This window comes from Streptomyces luteoverticillatus (assembly GCF_003970715.1).
In the GTDB taxonomy this organism is placed as follows: Bacteria; Actinomycetota; Actinomycetes; order Streptomycetales; family Streptomycetaceae; genus Streptomyces; species Streptomyces abikoensis.
In genome coordinates, this window is the sequence record NZ_CP034587.1 from 1,574,993 (window position 1) to 1,594,050 (window position 19,058).

General features: G+C 72.5%; 14 protein-coding genes and 1 pseudogene. 10 read left to right on the plus strand and 5 right to left on the minus strand.

The genetic code is table 11. From position 1 onward, the window contains the following. Positions 1 to 42: 42 nt before the first annotated feature. Entirely contained in the window at positions 43 to 846 is an 804-nt protein-coding gene (locus EKH77_RS06555) for an SGNH/GDSL hydrolase family protein (RefSeq protein WP_126913480.1), read from the minus strand. A gap of 301 nt (positions 847 to 1,147) precedes the next feature. Here EKH77_RS06555 and EKH77_RS06560 point away from each other — a divergent pair, with 301 nt between their 5' ends. From EKH77_RS06560 to EKH77_RS06585, 6 genes are all read left to right on the plus strand, one after another. Then, positions 1,148 to 1,630 carry a hypothetical protein gene (locus EKH77_RS06560; protein ID WP_126913481.1) on the plus strand — a complete coding sequence of 161 codons (483 nt, stop codon included), beginning with the start codon at positions 1,148 to 1,150 and terminating at the stop codon, positions 1,628 to 1,630. Between the two features lies 1 nt (position 1,631). Then, positions 1,632 to 2,777, plus strand: coding sequence for a GNAT family N-acetyltransferase (locus EKH77_RS06565; protein WP_126913482.1), 1,146 nt, complete (start codon positions 1,632 to 1,634; stop codon positions 2,775 to 2,777). 371 nt (positions 2,778 to 3,148) lie between these two features. Then, a complete protein-coding gene (locus tag EKH77_RS06570; RefSeq protein ID WP_126913483.1) occupies positions 3,149 to 3,970 on the plus strand; it encodes a glycosyltransferase family 2 protein in 822 nt (273 codons plus the stop codon). Beyond that, positions 3,967 to 5,103, plus strand: coding sequence for a glycosyltransferase (locus EKH77_RS06575; protein ID WP_240667244.1), 1,137 nt, complete (start codon positions 3,967 to 3,969; stop codon positions 5,101 to 5,103). Before EKH77_RS06570 ends, EKH77_RS06575 begins: the two co-directional genes overlap by 4 nt. Continuing rightward, positions 5,100 to 5,960, plus strand: a complete 861-nt coding sequence (locus tag EKH77_RS06580; RefSeq protein ID WP_126913484.1) for a polysaccharide deacetylase family protein — start codon at positions 5,100 to 5,102, stop codon at positions 5,958 to 5,960. Before EKH77_RS06575 ends, EKH77_RS06580 begins: the two co-directional genes overlap by 4 nt. Continuing rightward, positions 5,953 to 9,621 carry a lipopolysaccharide biosynthesis protein gene (locus tag EKH77_RS06585; RefSeq protein ID WP_126913485.1) on the plus strand — a complete coding sequence of 1,223 codons (3,669 nt, stop codon included), beginning with the start codon at positions 5,953 to 5,955 and terminating at the stop codon, positions 9,619 to 9,621. Before EKH77_RS06580 ends, EKH77_RS06585 begins: the two co-directional genes overlap by 8 nt. 15 nt (positions 9,622 to 9,636) lie before the next feature. On the opposite strand, the gene EKH77_RS06590 is transcribed toward EKH77_RS06585, so the two are convergent. The 3 genes from EKH77_RS06590 to EKH77_RS06600 all read right to left on the minus strand — a co-directional run bounded on the left by EKH77_RS06590 (position 9,637) and on the right by EKH77_RS06600 (position 12,690). Continuing rightward, positions 9,637 to 10,275 (minus strand): hypothetical protein, encoded by a 639-nt coding sequence (locus EKH77_RS06590; RefSeq protein ID WP_126913486.1) that lies wholly within the window; start codon positions 10,273 to 10,275, stop codon positions 9,637 to 9,639. Positions 10,276 to 10,315: 40 nt separating this feature from the next. Then, positions 10,316 to 10,972: a hypothetical protein gene (locus EKH77_RS32935; RefSeq protein WP_164737756.1), complete on the minus strand. Its 657-nt coding sequence runs from the start codon at positions 10,970 to 10,972 to the stop codon at positions 10,316 to 10,318. A gap of 323 nt (positions 10,973 to 11,295) precedes the next feature. Next, the gene (locus EKH77_RS06600) at positions 11,296 to 12,690 is read right to left on the minus strand and encodes a GH39 family glycosyl hydrolase (protein WP_126913487.1); all 1,395 of its coding nucleotides are present in this window, start codon (positions 12,688 to 12,690) and stop codon (positions 11,296 to 11,298) included. A 113-nt stretch (positions 12,691 to 12,803) separates the two neighbouring features. On the opposite strand from EKH77_RS06600, the pseudogene EKH77_RS06605 reads away from it, so the two are divergent. Continuing rightward, positions 12,804 to 13,926 (plus strand): annotated as a pseudogene (locus EKH77_RS06605) (DUF5925 domain-containing protein). Positions 13,927 to 13,933: 7 nt separating this feature from the next. On the opposite strand, the gene EKH77_RS06610 reads toward EKH77_RS06605, so the two are convergent. After that, positions 13,934 to 14,254, minus strand: coding sequence for a hypothetical protein (locus EKH77_RS06610; protein WP_126913488.1), 321 nt, complete (start codon positions 14,252 to 14,254; stop codon positions 13,934 to 13,936). Between the two features lie 131 nt (positions 14,255 to 14,385). Here EKH77_RS06610 and EKH77_RS06615 point away from each other — a divergent pair, with 131 nt between their 5' ends. From EKH77_RS06615 to EKH77_RS06625, 3 genes are all read left to right on the plus strand, one after another. Beyond that, the gene (locus EKH77_RS06615) at positions 14,386 to 15,216 is read left to right on the plus strand and encodes a helix-turn-helix domain-containing protein (RefSeq protein ID WP_126913489.1); all 831 of its coding nucleotides are present in this window, start codon (positions 14,386 to 14,388) and stop codon (positions 15,214 to 15,216) included. Beyond that, complete coding sequence (locus EKH77_RS06620) at positions 15,200 to 15,409, plus strand: DUF397 domain-containing protein (RefSeq protein ID WP_126913490.1); 210 nt, start codon at positions 15,200 to 15,202, stop codon at positions 15,407 to 15,409. The genes EKH77_RS06615 and EKH77_RS06620 overlap by 17 nt, the downstream gene beginning before the upstream one ends. 272 nt (positions 15,410 to 15,681) lie before the next feature. Continuing rightward, positions 15,682 to 19,023: an ALF repeat-containing protein gene (locus EKH77_RS06625; RefSeq protein ID WP_126913491.1), complete on the plus strand. Its 3,342-nt coding sequence runs from the start codon at positions 15,682 to 15,684 to the stop codon at positions 19,021 to 19,023. The last annotated feature ends 35 nt before the right edge of the window (positions 19,024 to 19,058 follow it).

The window sequence follows — 19,058 nt, forward strand, 5'->3', positions numbered from 1 at the left end:
AAACGCCGGAGGGGCTGACTTATCAGCCCCTCCGGCAAATCGTCACGCCCCCGCCGTGAACACCGGCAGGTAGCCGCGTGACTGGCCCGACGCCGTCGGGTGGTACGACTCGTTGATGGGGAACGTCACGCTGTTCAGCCACGCGCTGCCCGAGCACAGCTCGTGTCCGGTGAACGTGGCCGCGACGTCGCCGAAGGCGAAGCCGTGGTCGGCCGCGCGTTTGGCGGTGACGGAGTTGATGAGGTCCGCCGCCCCGTTGATGGCCTTGCGCTTGGTGTCGCTGAGGCCGAGGCACGTGCCGCCGAGGTGGTAGAAGCGCGGGTAGCCGAGGACGACGACCTGGGCGTGGGGCGCGCGGTCGCTGATGGCGGAGTAGACGTCGTCGAGCTTGTCGGGCAGCTCGTCGCGGATGTAGGCGCGGGCCTGGTCGATGCGGCTCAGGCAGGAGGAGTCGGAGCCCAGGACGCAGGTGGTCATGGTGTCCGAGAAGCCCGCGTCGTTGCCGCCGACGGTGATGCTGACGAGCCCGGTGGAGCTGTTCAGCGAGCCGAGCTGACCGCTGAGAACATCACCCGTACGGGCGCCGGAGCAGGCCTTGAAATCGAATCTGGACGGTTTGTGGGCGGCGGCCCAGAGGGCCGCGTAGGCCTTGGTGCTGCGCTTGCAGTCACCGCTGGCGGAGTCGTAGCTACCGGCGCCGAGACCGGACGAGTAGGAGTCACCGAGGGCTGTGTAGGCGGGGGTTGACGCGCGTTCGGCAGAATGCGCGGCGCCGGCCCCACTGAGGGCGAGGGCGGCGGTGAGGGCCAGCGCGGATAGGGCACCCGCGAACCGGGACAGTTTCATGGAACCTCCCTAGCAGGGGTTTCTGCCACCTCCGTGGTAGCAGCGACCCCATGTCGCTGGAAGTGTCCATGCCAAAAGTGGAATCGCGGTGAAACTGTCAACCCATGCTTGACGGCGATCAGTTGACGCCCTGTACGGCAGGCGGACCACGTCGCCCACAGTTCATCTGACGGACAGCCTCCGGTTGTGGCGGTCAGGACCGTCGGGGGCTGTTTCGCATGGCCTTCACATCTTGACGGGCCTTTGCCGATTGCGCGACATTGAAGCCCGGCATCCGGCGCTTCGGGGGGCAAAGTCGCCAATGCAGAGCTTCACTGATCTCACCGGACTGGACGACCCGGCGGAACGTGACGGCAGGGGAGGCGCGGGGGGAACGGACGGGGGAAGCGGCCGCGACGGGGGTCCGGCCGCCCGGGACTGGCTACCGGTAACGGCGGGCGTGGCGGCGGCCATCGCGGGGGTGGGCGGCGCGCTGGCGCTCGCCGATGTGACCTCGCCGCTGCGCGCCCCGTTCGCCCTGTTCTTCCTCATCGTGGCGCCCGCCTGCGCCGTGGCCGCCCCGCTGCGGGGGCTCGACCCCCTCAGCCGGGCTGTGGTGGCCGTCGGCGGGGCGGTCGCGGTCGATCTGCTGGTGGCCCAGACCATGCTCGCGCTGCACGCCTGGACGGTCCGGGGCGGCGTGGTCGCGGTGGCGGCCGTCAGCGGGGTCCTCCTGCTCCTCGCGTTCCTGCTGGCACACGCGCGGCGCCATCGGGGCCGCGCCACGAGAAGTCGGGCTTCGTGACGTGGACATCAGCGTGTACCGGCCCGGCGAGCTCACGGCGGCCGACCGGGCGGCGTGGTCGGCGATGCAGGCGCGGGCCGTCGAGGACGGCTCACCGCAGCTCGCGAATCCTTTCCTCGCTCCGGAGTTCGCCCTCGCGGTGGGGCGCTGCCGGCGGGGCATCCGGATCGCGGTGGTACGGGAGGAGGGCGAGCCGGTGGCGTTCTTCCCCTTCCAGCGCACCTCGATGGGGGTGGGACGGGCCATCGGGCTGGGGGTCTCGGACGCCCAGGGGCTGGTGCACCGCCCCGGCTTCCAGTGGGACACCCGGGAGCTGCTGCTCGCCTGCGGCCTGTCCATGTGGGAGTTCGACCACCTGATCGAGGGCCAGAAGCCCTTCGAGGTGGCGGCCTCGGGCTCCTTCGCCTCACCGGTCATCGACGTCGACCAGGGGTACGAGCGGTATCTCGCGGCGCTGCGCAAGCAGTCGCCCAAGTTCACCCGCACCACGCTCGCCAAGGAGCGCCGGCTCGGCCGGGACGTGGGCGAGGTGCGCTACGTCCACGACGAGCGCGACCCGGCGATGCTGCGCGTGCTGACCGGCTGGAAGTCGGCGCAGTACCGAAGAACAGGGCGTGCGGACCGGTTCGCGCGCCCGTGGATAGCCCACCTCGTCGAGCAGCTGTTCCACACTCGCACGGAGTCCTTCGCCGGGTTGCTGTCGGTGCTCTACGCGGCCGGGCGGCCGGTCGCGGCCCACTTCGGGCTGCGCTCGTCCACGGTGCTGGCGTGCTGGTTCCCGGCGTACGACCCGGAGTTCTCCCGCTACTCCCCCGGCCTGATACTCCACATGCGGATGGCCGAGGGGGCCGCGGCGCAGGGGCTGGCCTACCTGGACCTGGGGCGGGGCGGCAAGGCGTACAAGGACTCGCTCAAGACCCGCGAGCTCAGCGTCTCCGAGGGCTGGGTGACCCGCCGGCACCCGGTGGCGCTGGGCTACCGGGCCCGGCGGGCGCCACTGCGGGCGCTGCGCAACTCGGTGCTGGCGCGGCCGGAGCTCTTCGAGCAGGCCGACCGGCTGCTGCGGCGCATGGGACGGATCCGGGCGGCGGGCCAGGGAGCGGCGGGCCAGGGAACCGCCCGCCATGGACACGGCGTCAATAGTTAAGTCCCTGCGAATGGTTGCATAGGCGCAAATAACACCAAAGGAGGAGCCTCCGCCCCACCTCTTGCCATACGGACTCAAGCTTCAATACCGTCGTACATCTACCCGCATCGGCCCATCTTCTCTAAGCGGCTCCGGGGAGGGCTTCACAGCGTCGCGATGGTGACCGGCGCGGGGCGCGGCAGGGGGTGCCGCGCTCGGCCGTTCCGCTGTGCCGAGTCGCGTGCCGCGCGGCACGGCGTATTTGCCAACTCGCCCTCCCTGTTCGGTGTTTCCTGCCGTTCGGGGCCAGGTCGAGTACCCCCTTTTCGAACCGGACACACGATCGGACCGCTGGGGCAGGCGGTCCACCGGACGAGAGGGAAAGAAGACACATGAGTGCGTTCCTTCGGCCGGCGGCCAGTGAAGAGGATCCGGAGACATCCGGCCGCTACCGGCCGGTGACCTCGCACTTCGCGATAGCGCCACCGGTGAGCGTCGTCATTCCCGCCATGAACGAGGCGGAGAACCTTCCTTACGTCTTCAAGACGCTTCCCGACTGGATTCACGAAGTGGTCCTGGTCGACGGCAATTCCACCGATGACACCGTCCGCGTCGCCCGCGATCTCCATCCGGGCGTCAAGGTCGTCGAGCAACTGGGCAAGGGCAAGGGCGACGCCTTGATCACCGGCTTCGCCGCCTGCACGGGCGAGATCATCGTCATGGTCGACGCGGACGGCTCGGCCGACGGCGGGGAGATCGTCAGCTATGTCTCCGCGCTGGTCGGCGGGGCCGATTTCGCCAAGGGCTCCCGTTTCGCCAACGGCGGCGGCACCGACGACATGACGCTGATCCGCAAGCTGGGCAACCGGGTGCTGACGTCCATGGTCAACCACAAGTTCGGCGCCCGGTACACCGACCTGTGCTACGGGTACAACGCGTTCTGGAAGCGCTGCCTGGACGAGATCGCCCTGGACTGCGCCGGGTTCGAGGTGGAGACCCTGATGAACATCAGAGTGGTCAAGGCCGGCCTGCGGGTCCAGGAGATTCCCAGCCATGAGTTCGTCCGCATACACGGCACGAGCAATCTGCGCGCCGTGCGCGACGGCATCCGCGTGCTGAAGGTGATCCTCCATGAGCGCGGCACCGGCCGGCGGTCCCGGCGGCGCCGCCCGCTGGCGCTGGCGCCCGCGGCCAACCGCGGGGACGTGTCTTGAGCCCAGTGCCCGACGTACGGACCGGCGCGCCCGAGGTGTCGGTGGTCATCTGTGTCTACACCGAGGACCGCTGGGGCGACATCCTCGCCGCGGTGGCCTCGGTGCGCGACCAGTCCTATCCCGCGCTGGAGACCCTGCTCGTGGTCGACCACAACCCCGCGCTGCTGCGCCGGCTGGCCAAGACCTACGGCGACGACGGCGCGGGGGCGGAGGAGGGCGCCCAGCGGGTGCGCGTGCTCGCCAACGCCGGCCCGCGCGGGCTGTCGGCGGGCCGCAACACCGGGGTCGCGGCCGCCGCCGGCGAGGTGATCGCCTTCCTCGACGACGACGCGGTGGCCGAGCGGGACTGGCTGCTGCACTTCGCCGAGGGCTACGCCGATCCCCGGGTGATGGCGGTGGGCGGCCGGACCCAGCCCGTCTGGGCCTCCCGCCGCCGCCCCGCGTGGTTTCCGGAGGAGTTCGACTGGGTGGTCGGCTGCAGCTACCGGGGGCTGCCGCCGGGCCGGGTGGCCGTCCGCAACGTCCTCGGCGGGAACGCCTCGTTCCGGAGGTCCGGCCTGGAGGCCGTCGGCGGCTTCGCCAGCGGTATCGGGCGGGACGGGCAGCGGCTGCCGCTGGGCGGGGAGGAGACGGAGCTGTGCATCCGGCTCACCCGGGCGCTGCCGGACGCGGTGCTGCTCATCGACGACCGCTCGGTGATCCACCACCGGGTGCCGCCGGCCCGCGAGCGCTTCCGCTACTTCCGCACCCGGGCGTACGCCGAGGGCCTCTCCAAGGCCCTGGTGGCCCGCAGCGTGGGCACCCGCGAGGGCCTCGCCAGCGAGCGCCGCTACACCACGCGCGTCCTGCCGGCCGGCGTCGCGCGCGGCCTGCGCGACGCGCTGCTGGGCCGCCCGGGCGGCGCGGGCCGGGCCGGGGCCATCGTCGCCGGGGTCGCCGCGGCGGCGGGCGGCTACGCCCTGGGCACCCTGCGGGCGCGCCGGGGCGCCTCCAGCTTCGCCGTGGCGAAGCTGGAGGCGCCGACGGACGACGAGGTGGCGGACGGAAGGTGGGCGCCGGACGGCCCGTCGGGAGCGCCGGGTGGAAGGCGCGCGCCGGACGGCGCATCCGCGTGCGAGGGGGCCGGCGGATGAGTGGTGGGCCGGTGCCGATCCTGATGTATCACGCGGTGGCCCACGCGCCGGCCCGGGCCGCGTACGGGCTCTCCGTGGCGCCCGAGGCGTTCGCCGAGCAGATGCGGGTGCTGGCCGACCACGGCTTCACCCCGGTGACCACCGCGCGGCTGGCCGCCGCCTGGCGCGGCGGCGGCCCGCTGCCGCCCAGACCCCTGCTGATCACCTTCGACGACGGCTACGAGGGCGTCCACCGCTACGCCCTCCCCGCCCTGTCCGAACACGGCTTCCCCGCCACCCTGTTCGCCTCGACGGGCTGGCTGCGTGGCGGCGCCCACGAGACCGGGGGCGCCCTGGACCTGATGCTGAGCTGGGACCAGGTCCGCGAGCTGGCCGCGGCGGGCATGGAGATCGGCGGGCACAGCCACACCCACCCCCAGCTCGACCAGCTGCGCGACGAGCCTCTGTGGTACGAGATCCGGCACTGCCGGGACGTACTCACGGCCGAACTGGGTCACCCACCCGAGTCGTTCGCCTATCCCTACGGCTACTCCAGCCGCCGGGTGCGCGATACCGTGCGCGCGGCCGGGTTCGGGATCTCGCTCGCCGTGGGGAACGCCCTGGCCCGGCGCGCCCAGGGCCCGTACGCCCTGGAGCGGGTGACCGTGCGCCGCTCCACCGGCATCGAGGAGTTCGAACGGCTCGTCGAGGGGCAGGGGATCGGCCGGCTGTTCGCCCGGGACCGGGCACTGACCAAGGGCTACGCCGTGCTCCGCAGGGGCCGCGGCCTCGTCGGCGCGGGCCGCCACCACCTCACCGGAGAACGCGCCGTCAGGAACACCGTCAGGAACAGGAAAGCGACCGAAGCCCGTGTCTGACACGTCCGCCCGGATCGAGGATCGAACCGAGGAAAGAGCCGTGGAGCCGACAGCCCGGCGACTGCGGTTGCCCGGGCGGGGCGTCAGCAGTCCGCTGTTCCGCAACGCCTTCGCGCTGATGCTCAACACGGGCATCAGCGCCGTCCTCGGTGTGGGCTTCTGGCTGGTGGCCGCCCACTACTACACCGAGGAGTCGGTCGGCCAGGGCTCGGCGGCCATCGCCGCGATGAAGCTCATCGCCGGGCTGACGGCCGTCACCCTGACCGGGGCCCTGGCCCGTTTCATCCCGGTCGCCGGGCGGCGCACGGGACGGCTCGTCCTCGCCACCTACGCGGGCAGTTCCGTGTTCGTCGCGGTCGCGGCGGGCGTCTTCCTGCTCTCGCTCGGCCTGTGGGGGCCGTCCTACCAGTTCCTCCACGGCCCGCTGCGCGGCCTGGGGTTCGTCGCCGCGGTGGTGGCGTGGTCGCTCCTCACCCTCCAGGACGGGGTGCTGACCGGGCTGCGCAGCGCGTTCTGGGTGCCGGTGGGCAACACGGTCTTCTCGGCGGTGAAGCTGGCGCTGCTGGTGGCGCTGGCGGCGGCGCTGCCGGTCGCCGGGGTGTTCGTCTCCTGGGTGGTCTCCATCGCGGTGTCGGTGGTGCCGCTGGGCTGGCTGGTGTTCCGGAGGCTGGTGCCCGCGCACATCAGGGCGACCGCGGAGAGCGCCCGGCCGGTCTCCGCCCGGGAGATCGGCCGTTTCCTCGCCGGGGACTACACGGGCTCGCTGTTCTCGCTGGCCGTGGTCTATCTGGTGCCGGTGATCGTCGCCGCGCAGATCGACTCCGCCGACAACGCGTACTTCTACATCACCTCCACCATCGGCGGCACGGTCAATCTGCTGGCCATCAACATGGGCGCCTCGCTGACCGTGGAGGGCTCGCACGACCCGGCCCGGCTGGCGGAGAACTGCCGGGCGGCGCTGCGCCGGATGGCCAAGATCATGGTGCCGGTGTGCGTGCTGCTGTTCCTCTTCGCGCCGTACATCCTCCACGTCTTCGGCCGGGGGTACGCGGACGCGGCCACTCCGCTGTTGCGCTGGTTCGCGGTGGGGGCGGCGCTGCGCGTGGTGATGGAGGTGTACTTCGCGGTGCTGCGGGCCCAGAGCCGGACGGCCGGGCTCGCCTATCTCCAGGGCCTGTTGTGCGTGCTGGTCCTGGGGCTGACGTTGCTGCTGCTCCCCCGGATGGGGCTGACGGGCGCGGGTGTGGCGGAGATCTGCAGCCTCACGGTGATCGTCTCCATCGCGGCGGTGAAGCTGCGCGGCGTCCTCAAGGCCGCGCCGGCGGCGGAACGGACGCCGGTCGAGCCCCCGGCGCCCGACGGGGACCTGGCCGACCTGGCGCCGCGCGGCGAACGGCGCGACGACCGGCAGGGCGACGGGCCCGGCGACCGGCGCGGCGACCGGCACAGCGAGGAGGGCCCGCCGGCCAAGGGGCGGTTCGGCACGGGCTGGGCGCTGCGGTCCGCGCTCGACCCCGACACGCTGCCGCTGGGTGTCCGGCTCGACATAGATCATCTAGAGCGCCGGCCCGACGTCCGCCCGGCAGAAGGCCTTCCGGTCATGGAGAAGCCCGGGAGCGCCCCGCTGCCGCCCCTGGGCTTCGGCGCCGAGTGGCTGTACGCCCGCTTGCGTACGCCCGAGGCCGGGATCGCGCTGCTGCTCGTCGCCGCGCTGGCGCTGTACTGGGTGCCGCTGACGGCCGTGGGCCGGGTCGATCTGGACGACATGGGCGGCTTCGGGCTGGTGTCCGTGCTGCCGGTGGCCACGCTGCTGGGGGCCGGGCTGCTGGTGGCGGCCTTCGCGGCGGCGCTGTGGCTGCCTGAGCGCCGCCGGTGGCTGCTGCTGGCGGTGCTGGTGGCGACGGTGGTGTCCCTCCACGCGGTGCCCGCCGTGCTGGAGGGCCCCCCGCGCTTCGCCACGGCCTGGCAGCACCTGGGCTTCCTGGACTACATCGACCGCACCGGCACGGCCGCGCCCGACCTGGACGCCCGCTGGAGCTGGCCGGGCTTCTTCGCCCTGGCCGCGTTCGCCGCCCGCGCCTGCGGAGTGAGCGATCTGACCGAGGTGCTGCGCTGGTGGCCCCTGGCCGTGCAGCTGGTGAGCCTGGCGCCGATGCTGCTGCTGATGCGGGTGGTCCGGGCGGGCTGGCGGGCGAAGTGGGCGGCGCTGTGGCTGTTCGCCCTGAGCGGCTGGGTGGGGCAGGACTACTTCTCCCCCCAGTCCCTCAACTACCTCTTCTATCTGCTGTTCGTGGCCGTGCTGCTGCTGTGGTTCCGCTGGCCCGGTCAGCTGCGCGGCCGGCTGCTGCCGGGCGAGCGCGAGGTCCTGCCCCTCGGCCGGGGCCCGGCCGCCGTGCTGCTGGGCCTGGTCGTCGCCCTGTTCGCCGCGTCGGTCGCCAGCCACCAGCTCACCCCGTTCGTGATGCTCGGCGTCCTCACCGCGCTGGTACTGGCCCGTCGGCTCACCACCACCGGGCTGCCCCTGCTGTGCGGGGTGATGCTGGCGGTGTGGGTGGGGTTCCTGGCGGAGCCGTACTGGTCGGGCCACTTCGACGAGCTCTTCGGCGGGCTCGGCTCCCTGGGCGGCAACCTCTCCTCGTCCGTCTCCGGCCGGATCGAGGGCGGCAGCGCGACCCACAAGATGGTGCTCTACGTACGGGTCGCGATGGCGGCCACGGTACTGGGGCTCGCCGCGCTCGGCTGGTGGCGTCGGCGCCGCGCGGGCATCGGCGACCTGTCGCTGCTGCTCCTGACCTGTGTGCCGTTCCTCGCCTTCGGCATGCAGTCCTACGGCGGCGAAGTCGCCCTGCGCGTCTTCCTGTTCGCGCTCCCCGGCGCCTGCGCCCTGGCCGCGCTCGCGCTCTTCCCGCGCCCGGCCGCCGCCCCCCGCCGGGCGCACCGGGGAGCGCTGGCCGCGCTGCTCGCGGGGCTGGTGCTCGTCCTGGGGTTCCTGGTGGCTCGTTGGGGCAACGAGTCCTTCGAACGGGTGCGGCCCGGCGAGGTCGCCGCCATGGACTACGTCCACGCCCACGACCGGCCGACCGTACGGCTGCTGTGGACCAGCAGCGACCCGGTCAACAACGTCACCCCCGCCCTGCCGTGGGGGGCGCGTGACATGGAGCGCGTCCGGTACGAGCCCACGCTCGCCCCGCGCGACCCGGGCCGGGTCTCCGACCTGGTGGAGGCGTTGCGCAAGGCCGGGCCGGGCTCCCTGCTCGTGGTGAACAAGGGCCAGTCCGACTACCTCGAGCTCAGCGCGGGCTACGCCTCCGACTGGGACCCCCGGGTGCGCCGGGCCCTGGACGGGCGGCCGGAGCTGCGCCGGGTGTTCGGCAACGACGACGCGGTGCTCTACGAGCTCAAGGACCGCCCGGCGGGCGAGGTCCCCGAGCCCGCGCCCGGCCCGGTGGGGCCCCGGGTGACATGGACGCCCGTCACCGTGGCCGGGGCGCTCGCGGCGGCGGTGCTGCTGGTGCTCCTGACCGTGCGCGAGCTGGTGCGGGTGGCGGCGGGGCCGGGGGTGCGACAGCTGCGGTGGCTTCAGGGCTCCTTCTGGTTCGCGCTGCCGCTGTTGTTGGTGGTGCTGGGGTCCTTGGTGTGGCGGATGGCGACGTTGTCGTAGCAGGTCCCTCCTGGATCAGAACAGCGAGCGGTAGCAGAGTGCTGCCACCGCATGCAGTCCCGGGCGGGGGCGGCCCGGGCGGTGGTGGGGCAGGACGTGCCCGTTCAGCGCGGTCACGCCCGTGTCGGGGTAGCCGACGCTGATGCCGCCGGCGCGGTCCCAGGCGGGGTCGCTCTCCAGCTCGCCGAGCCGTTCCATGGTGCTGCCGATCAGGCCGGGGTGGACGTGGAGGGGGCCGACGTCCCCGAAGGCCGTGGTCAGCAGGGTCAGGTCGCACTGTTCGGTGTCGATGTGGAGGAAGACCTCGTCGTCGTCCTCGTAGTAGCCGTAGGCGGCGAAGGTCGGGACGAGGAGCCGGCCGGTGAGCGCCCGGGCCGTCCCCGTCAGCGCCAGGTGCGTCCGGGCCAGCAGCGGGCCGCTCGCGGCGGGGGTGCCCCGGCGGGTGATCCGGCGGGCGGTGACGGGGGTGCGGGGGCCGTGCCGGGGGATCTCGGCGTGCGGCCACCGCTCCCGGCCCTCCCGGGCGATCCCGTCGGCCAGCGCGCGGTCCCACAGTCCGGGGAGGTGGACGAAGCCGTGGTCGGCGTAGGACCGTCGCGCGGCGGGGGTGACGGGGGCGGGGTGCGGGAGGACGGGGACCGGGGCGTGCGTCACGAGTGCCTCTTCCGTGCGGGAGGGCCAGAACCGGTCGGGGCTAGAACGGTGAGCGGTAGTGGAGGGCGGCGACCGCTCCCGGCCGGGCCAGGGGCCGCCCGGGCCGGTGGTGCGGCACGGCCCGCCCCAGCTGGGCCAGTACCCCGCGCCGGGGGTAGCGGACGGCGGTACCGCTGTGGCGGTCCCAGTCCGGGTCGCGTTGGAGTGCGTCGAGCTGGTCCTGGGTGCGTCCGCGCAGCGCGGGGTGGAGGTGCAGCGGGCCGACTTCGCCCAGCACCGTGGTGAGCAGGGCGAGTTCGGAGGCGTCGATGTCGATGTGGAGCCAGATGCCGTCGTGCTGTTCGTAGTAGTTGTACCAGGCGCAGGTGGGCACGAGGAGGCGCCCGGCGAGGGCCCGCGCCAGGGGGACGAGGGCGCGGTGGAGCCGGGCCAGCAGCGGGGCGTCGGCGGCGACCGCCTGCCGGCTGGGCCGCTCCGGCCCGTCGGGGCCCGCACGGCGGCCGCGGGGCAGCAGCCGCCCTGCCTCGTGCGCCAGCGCGGCGGCGCACCGGTCGTCCCAGAGCCCTTCGACGGCCAGGCAGCCGCGCGCGGTGAAGGCCCGCCGGTCGGCGGGGCCCGGTAATCGGGCGGCGGCGATCCGGATGCCGTCGCTCCGGGTGTCGTCGCGGGTGTCGTCGCTCCGGGGGGTGGTGGCCATCACGAGGGGGTGGTGGCGACCGGCCAGGAGGCTTCGGGGGTGTAGTGGGCCATCTCGTGCTCGGGGTCAGACAAAGCACCCCGGCGAAGGAGTAGCCGTCGGCGAGGGGGACGTGGGCGGTGTCGCGCAGGTGCTCACGGATGGTCTCCGCGGCCTCGGGGGCGGCCCTGGCGGTCTCGACGACCTCCCGGGGCAGGACGTAGTAGTTGTTCTCCGCGTCGACGATGACCAGCGCCTGAGCCGGGTTTTCAGGCATGAGGTCTCCCTTTCGTTCGGTTGACGCCGCTTCAGTGTTGCCGTTGGGGGTGGTGCCGGGCAACGGGTCAGAGCCAGCGGACTTCGTAGGGGCCGAAGTCGACGTTCTGGCCGTCGACCCGGGCCGTGATCTTCCGGTCGAGGCTATTGACGGCGAGTACGGTCTTACCCGCGCCGATCACCTGCACCGCCGCCGCGTCCGCCCCGCCGACGTCTATGCGGCGCAGTCCCGTGCCGGGCGGGAACTCCTTCGCGAAGCGGGTCAGCAGGTCCAGCATGGGCATCGGCCCGCCGCCGTCCGCGAGTTGGGTGCTGCGCCAGAGGCAGCCGGGGCAGTCGGCACTCTCCTCCTCGGGGTTCCAGTAGAAGGCCGCGGCCGCGTTCGCCTCGGCGATCCGCATCATCGCGGTGGCCTGGACGGCGACGCGGTGGGGCTCGGTCCAGGTCTTGCGGGCGTCGCTCTCGTCGGCGGGCTCGACGTACCACTCGGCCCACCACACCGGCAGCCCGGTGATCTTGCGCACCCACTCCGTGACGTCGGTGAACTTCCGCGAGGCCCGGAACTCGTCGGGCACGGGCCTGCTGCCCGTGCGGGTGTAGCCGGCGCCGTCGACGACGGCGAAGTCCGCCCCCTCCTTGTGCTCGGTCCAGTACTCCAGCGCGTCGACCGCCCGCTGGTCCACCGACCCCCAGTCGCCGCTCACTCTCGAGTCGTAGGAACCGGTGCCGGGGGCCTCACTGTCCATCACCACGTACGGACCGCCCACGAGGGCCTTGCTGTTCTGTTTCTTCACCGCCTTGTAGACGAGGTTGTAGAGCTCGGTGTACCCCTCGTAGTCCCAGCGGTTCCTGGAATCGTCGTAGAAGCCCTTGAACTCGTTCCAGACGATGAAGTGCCGTACGTCCGGGTAGCGTTTGGCGATCCTCCCCGCGAGCGCGGCGAAGTCCTTGTAGTGGGCACGGTCGGGGGCCTTCTCCAGGGACTTCTGGGACCAGTCGGTGCGGTACCCGCCGCCCTTCATCCAGTCGGGGGCGCAGCACAGGGTGAGCACGGGCGTGGTGCCCGTCTTCCGCATGAGCTCCACCCGCCGGTCGAGGTCGCTGAAGTTGTATGTGCCCGGTCTGGGTTCGGGGTTGTCGACTCCCCAGCCCATGATGTGCTGGTTCTGCGGCAGGGGGACGCGGGCGATGGTCTTCTCGGCAGTGGCCTTCGCGTCGTCCTGGCCGAGGTCGGCGCTGTACTGGGTGTGGGTGAAGCCCCAGCCCACCCAGGCCGCCGAGCCGGCGGGCGCGGCCGGGGGCCCGTCCCCAGACCGCCAGGCCTCCACGCTCGCGGTGACCAGGGCGGCCAGGGCGAGGAGCGCGCCCGCGAGCAGCGCGGCGATCCGCCGCCGTCGCGACGGCCCGCCGGGCCGCCACCCCCTCGCCCGCTGCAACGCCCGACCTCCACCATGACGTCCCATCACGGAAAGGGTAACGGGGGCGGAATCGGTCTGCGGCGCGTTCGGCGCAGGCGGGCGCGGAACCGGCGAAAACCCGGGTGCGCCGGGGTGATCCGTGCCGGATCATGGGGCGCATGTGTGCCGACCGCAGTGCCGAGCGCCCCCTTTCCCCGGCCGTCGATTCACCGCCCATCGGTATCCAAGTGGACAGCGACTCCCCGGCCGACGTCATGGACGCCCTCTTCCTCGGCCCCTTCGGCCGGGGTGAACAGCCTTACGCGCGCGGCCACTCGGTGGAACGGGTCCGGTCCGGCGCGACGCTGCTGCCGCCCGCGGCCCGGGTGGTGCGCTCCGCGCGGGACGACGACCGCGGCGCGGTCCTCGCCGAGGGCGACGGCTGGTCGTTGCTGGTGTCGCGCTGGCAGCGCAGCGCCGACGTGACGGTGACGGCCGTCAGCGACGAGCTGGCCCAGGAAGTGCTGAAGCAGGCGGTCGCGGACGCCGAGGACGAACCCGAGCCCACGCCCGACCACGTCTCCATGGGCTTCTGGTACCTCTCCCCCCGGCGCGGCCCCACCGCACGACCCGCGCCATCTCGGCCGGCACGTGGGAGGAGGTCCGCGCCAACTACACCGCCCCGGTGGCCGACGCGATGGACCGCCTCATGAAGGTGACCCCCGACGACATCGCGGGCCGCCTCCTCCTGCTCCACGGCCCGCCCGGCACGGGCAAGACGTCCGCGCTGCGCACGCTGGCCCGTTCCTGGCGGGACTGGTGCCAGGTCGACTGCGTCCTGGACCCGAGCGCCTCCTCAACGACGTCGGCTACCTGATGGACATCGCCATCGGCGAGGACGACGGCACGGAGGGCGGCGGCCGCTGGCGGCTGCTGCTCCTGGAGGACTGCGACGAGCTGATCCGCGGCGAGGCCCGCCACGCGGCGGGCCAGGCGCTGTCACGGCTGCTGAACCTGACGGACGGTCTGCTGGGCCAGGGCCGCAACGTCCTCGTGGGCGTCACCACCAACGAGGACCTGGAGCGCCTCCACCCGGCGGTGGTACGACCAGGCCGCTGCCTGGCCCGGATCGAGGTGGGCCCGTTGACCCGGACGGAGTCCGTCCGCTGGCTCGGCCGCGAGGAGGGCGTGGGCCGGAACGGCGCCACGCTCGCGGAACTCTTCGCCCTGCGACGCGGGACCGTTCCGGCTTCGGTTCCGGGGCAGCCGGACGGGACAGCGGATTCGGGGCTGTACCTGTAGGGCGGGCTTACGGATGGGCCGCCCGTTGGTGCAGCCCCATCTCGGTGGTCCAGCGGGCGGCGGCCTCGCGGTCGCCGTCGTGGGAGGCGGCGTAGTAGGCGGACTTGATGCGCCGGCACTCCGGGCAGCGCGGCCCGTTCATGCGGGGCGAGACGAGGTTGAGCGGGTTGGCGTGCCATTCCCGGCCCCCGCCGAGCGGGCGGAGCTGATACCGGTTCCACCGGTTGTCCATGACCTCGCCCACGCGGCCGGTCGCGGTGTCCAGGACGAGGTCGCCCCTCTTGAGGCCGAGGGACGCTTCGCTGGTTTGTTCGGGGGTATGGGGCATGCGGGCGAACCTTTGTTAGGCGGTCGCTCACCCACGCGAGCGACGTTCACTGCTTGCGCCCCCAGGGTCGCGCTCCGTCCCTAGGCTCAACAGGGCTGGAGCGACGCCTATGCGTAGTGGGGTGGGGAACGATGGCCGACGACAAGCTGGAGACCGGGGCCGAGTACTTCGGCATGGAGGTGCGCGCGTGGCGCACCCTGAAGGGCATGAGCCAGCGGGAGCTGGGAAAGGCCGCGCAGTACGGTCAGCAGTACGTGGCCAAGGTGGAGGCGGGCGAGAGGCTCGCCAGCGCGGAGTTCGCCAGGTCGTGCGATGCGGTGTTCGGTACGCCGGAGACGTTCGCGCGGTTGCGGCGGCGGATCGTCCAGGGGGCGTTCGCCGACTGGTTCGAGCCGTTCAAGAAGCTGGAGCGGCGTGCCACGGCGATCCTCGACTTCGACTCAACCTTCATCATGGGTCTGCTGCAGACGAAGGACTACGCGCACGCGATCTTCCGCAAGGCGCACCCCTGCGACTCCCTGGAAGTATCCGCCGAGAAGGTCGCGCGACGGATCAACCGCCAGCAGGTCTTGCAGGCCGACAACCCTCCGCTGCTGTGGGTCGTCCTGGACGAGTCGTGCCTACGACGCCCGATCGGGAGCCCGCGCGTCATGGCGGATCAGCTGGCGCATCTTCTCGACCAGAGCAGTCCGGCATCCACCCTCACACTGCAGGTCCTCCCCTTCGCGTCGGGGACACCGGCATGGCACATGCCGTTCACGATCCTGGAGTTCGGCACGGACGAGTCCGACGTGCTGTACCAGGAAGACATGGACACCGGCCAGATCGTCGACGACGCCGAGGAGGTGGCCCACGCAAGGCTGTACTTCGACCGACTGCGTGCCGATGCGCTCTCCCCGGACGCATCCCAGGCACTGATCCGCAAGGTGATGGAGGAATGGACACATGAGCAAGGCACCTGACCTGTCGGGCGCGGACTGGACCACGTCCAGCCACAGCTCCGGCACCGGAGGCCAGTGCGTCGAGGTCGCCCAGAACCTCGCGGGCGGCAACACCGGCATCGTCCCGGTCCGTGACAGCAAGAATCCCAACTACCCGGCGCTGATATTCGAGACCCGCGCATGGTCAACGTTCACGGATTCGCTGCGCGGCTAGGAATAGGAGATTCCCCTTCCGGAACCATCTATCGAAATCCCCGAACTCCCGTAAACAAACCATAAAAGATCGCACACATGCGCAGGGCGCGCGGCCCGGAAAACAGGGCCGCGCGCCCTGCGCGTGACTGGTCAGACGCCCCCTGGGACACTCCGGCGGCCCCTCCCCGCAAGATCCGGAATCTGCATTCCGCCCCTACGATCACGCCGATGTGGCGGCATCTGTCGCTTCATGACGGGTTGTCAATCAAACCCGGCGGAATTTGAGGGGATATGACCAGCAAGAGACCGAAGAGACTTCTCGCCCTCACCTCCCTGACGCTGGCCGCAACGGTGTTCGGCACCACCGTGGCCCAGGCCGTCCCGGCGGATCCGGACGGCCCGCCGCTTCCGGTGGACGCGCGGGCGCAGGTGGTCGACGCGTATCGCCTGGGGGGCATCGCGACCAAGGACGCCGCGGCCAAGGCATTGGTCGGGTCGGATGACGACGTGCGGGCCTTCCTCCAGAAGGGGCTCGACCGGGCGACCGCCGAGGACGAGCGGTTCGCCGTCCTCAAGATGATGAGCGCCTCGGGGCAGGGCGTGCGCGACGCCGCTTCCAAGGCGCTGAGCGGGACCGACGCGGACATCCACGCGTTCGTCAAGAACGGCTACAAGAATCCGCTGGACGACGACCGCCGGGTCGCCGTGCTGACGGCGATGAACAACGGCGAGAAGGCCGTCCGCGACGCGGGCCAGAAGGCCCTGGACGACGGCTCCGCCACCGCTCTGGACGCCTTCCTCAGCAAGGGCCGCTTCACGGCCCAGGAGGAGGACGACCGGGTCCAGGTCCTGAAGATCATGCAGGCCGGCGGCACCGAGGTGAAGAAGCTCGGTGACCGCGCCATGAACGGCACCGCGCAGGACCGCCGGGAGTTCCTGGAGACCGGGCAGTACCTGGCCCGCAGCCGGGACCAGGAGAGCGCGACGGTCGCCTCGCTGGCCCAGGTGGCCGAGCAGGCGGGCAAGCGGGCCAAGGCCGAGACCGAGGCGGCCAAGGAGGCCGGTGCCCGCGCCGAGCAGGCCGCGGCGAAGGCCAAGGAGGCCGCGCTCAAGGCCGCCAAGGAGGCCGCCGCCGCCAAGGACAGCCTTGAGGACGCCGGGAACGCCGCCAACCGGGCCGCCAAGGCCGCCGAGGGCGCCGCCGACGCGGCCCGGACCGCCATCCAGGCGTCCAATACGGCCATCTCCGCCGCCCGTACCGCCGCCAACGCCGCCCAGGCCGCGGCCGCCGCCGCTGCCGCCGCCGGTCAGGCCGCCTCGCGCGCCTACAACGCCGCCGCCGCTGCCGCCGGGAACGCCGCCGAGGCCGGAAACGCGCGTCGGGCCGCCGAGGCCGCCCGCGACGCGGCCAAGGGCGCCCGTACCGCCGCGTCGGCCGCCGAGTACGCGGCCAACGCCAGCGCCCAGGCGGGGGCCTCCGGTGCCGCCGCCGCCCGTGCCGCGCAGAACGCCGCCGACGCGGCCGCCGCCTCGGCGGACGCCAGCGCCTCCGCCGGCGTGGCCCAGGAGCAGGCCGCCCGTGCCCGCCGGGCCGCCAACGTCGCCCGGAACGCGGCCGACACCGCGACCGCCGCGGCCGGCCGCGCCCAGTCGCTGGCAGGCCAGGCCGCCTCCGCCGCGCACGACGCGCACGACGCGGCCAACCGTGCCGCCGACCACGCGGAGAAGGCCGCCGCCGCGGCCGAGAAGGCCGCCGACGAGGCCGGCAAGGCGCAGGACTGGGCCAACAAGGCCACCGAGCACGCCAACAACGCCATCGACGCGGCCAAGACGGCCGCCGACGCGGTGGACCAGGCCAACAAGGTCGAGAAGCTCGCCCGCGACACGGAGGCCGCAAAGCTGGAGGCCGACAAGCAGCAGGGCATCATCGAGGCCCAGGCCATCAAGGCCGCCGACGACGAGGACCGTCAGCAGGCCGAGACCCTGCGCACGCAGGCCTCCGCCACCGACGCGGCCACCAAGGACCTGCTGGCCAAGGCCGCCGCGACGAAGGACACCAAGGCCGCCGCCCAGCTGGGGCGCAAGGCCGCCGTCACGCTGCTGAAGAGCACCGGCTCCTGGACCCGCTCCTCCGCCGAGGCCGCCCTGGGCGGCTCCGACGAGTCCGTGGTCGGCTGGGTGAAGTCGGACTACGAGCGGTCCGGCCAGCTCGACGACCGCGAGAAGGTCGTCTACCTGGCGAGGATGGGCGGCCCCGCCCTCGCGGGCGCGGCCCAGAAGACCCTGGAGGGCCGGGACCCGGCCCAGGTGCAGAAGTTCCTCACCGAGGACGCCTACAACGTCCAGGTCGAGGACTACCGCGTCCAGACCCTCAAGCTCATGAACGGCGCGGGCAAGGCCGTCAAGGCCGCCGGTGACAAGGCGCTGAGCGACGGCAGCGTGAAGGCGCTGAGCACGTTCATCGTCAGCGGCTACCGTGACGCGGTCATGGAGGACGACCGGGTCGAGACGTTCCGGATCATGAGCTCGGGCGGTCCCAACGTCAAGGCGACCGCCGAGGTCGCCCTGTCCGGCCCGTCCTGGATGCAGCGGGACTTCGTCTCCAAGGAGCAGTACAAGGCGGCGCAGCTCGACGCGGACACCGCCAGCCACGTCTCCTACGTCCGGTCGCTGATCGCCACCGCCGCGCGCAACTCGGCCGACGCCAGCCAGAACGCGGCGCTGGCGTCCGAGATCGCCAACAACGCCCAGCACAAGGCCAAGGAGGCCGCCGAGTGGGCCGACAAGGCCAAGAACTCGGCCAAGCAGGCCCAGGGCTACGCCGACGAGGCGCGGAACAAGGCCCAGGAGGCCGACAACTCGGCGGCCTCGGCCGCCGAGTCCGCGAAGAAGGCCGCCGCCGCCGCGGCGACCGCCCGCCAGGCCAGCCGTCAGGCCAACTACTCGGCCAACCAGGCCTCCGAATCCGCCATGCAGGCCGTGAACTCCGCGGCGAGCGCCCAGGCGTCGGCGGACCGCGCCAGCGCGTCGGCCACGGCGGCCGGCAAGGACGCTGCGGCGGCCCGTGCCGCGTCGGACGAGGCCAAGGCCATCTCGGTGGAGAAGGCCCGGCAGGAGCAGGCCGCGGCGGCCGCCCGGGCGGCGGAGCAGGCCCGGCAGAACGCGCAGAACAAGGTCAACCCGGCCGACAGCCCGGACAACGACACCATCAAGACCCCGGCCAAGGACTCCGGCTCGGGCGGCAAGGACGACAACCCTTGCAAGAACCAGATGGCGTGCGACTACTCCAAGTACCTGAGCTGGGCCAGCACGGGGGCGGCCGCCCTCGCGGTGGGTTCCCTGTGCTTCGGTGTCACCGCCCCGGCCGCGCCCATCCTGGGCCTGGCCTCGGTGGCGTTCGGCGTGGCCAGCTCCCTCTACGCGGGCGTGGGCTACGGCTGGACCAGTGACCAGTTCATGTCCAGCGTCGCCGGTACCGCCGTCGGCCTGATCTCCAGCGGTGTGGGATCGGCGGCCAAGGCGGGGATATCCCTGGCCACGAAGGGTGGCCGGGCGCTGTCGAAGGGCGTGGAGGTGGCCCACGAGGCCGTCTCGCCCATCATCGGTATCTTTACCAACGACTGGAGCTGGTGAGCTCCGCGGGAAAACCGGTGAGCGAGAGCTGACCG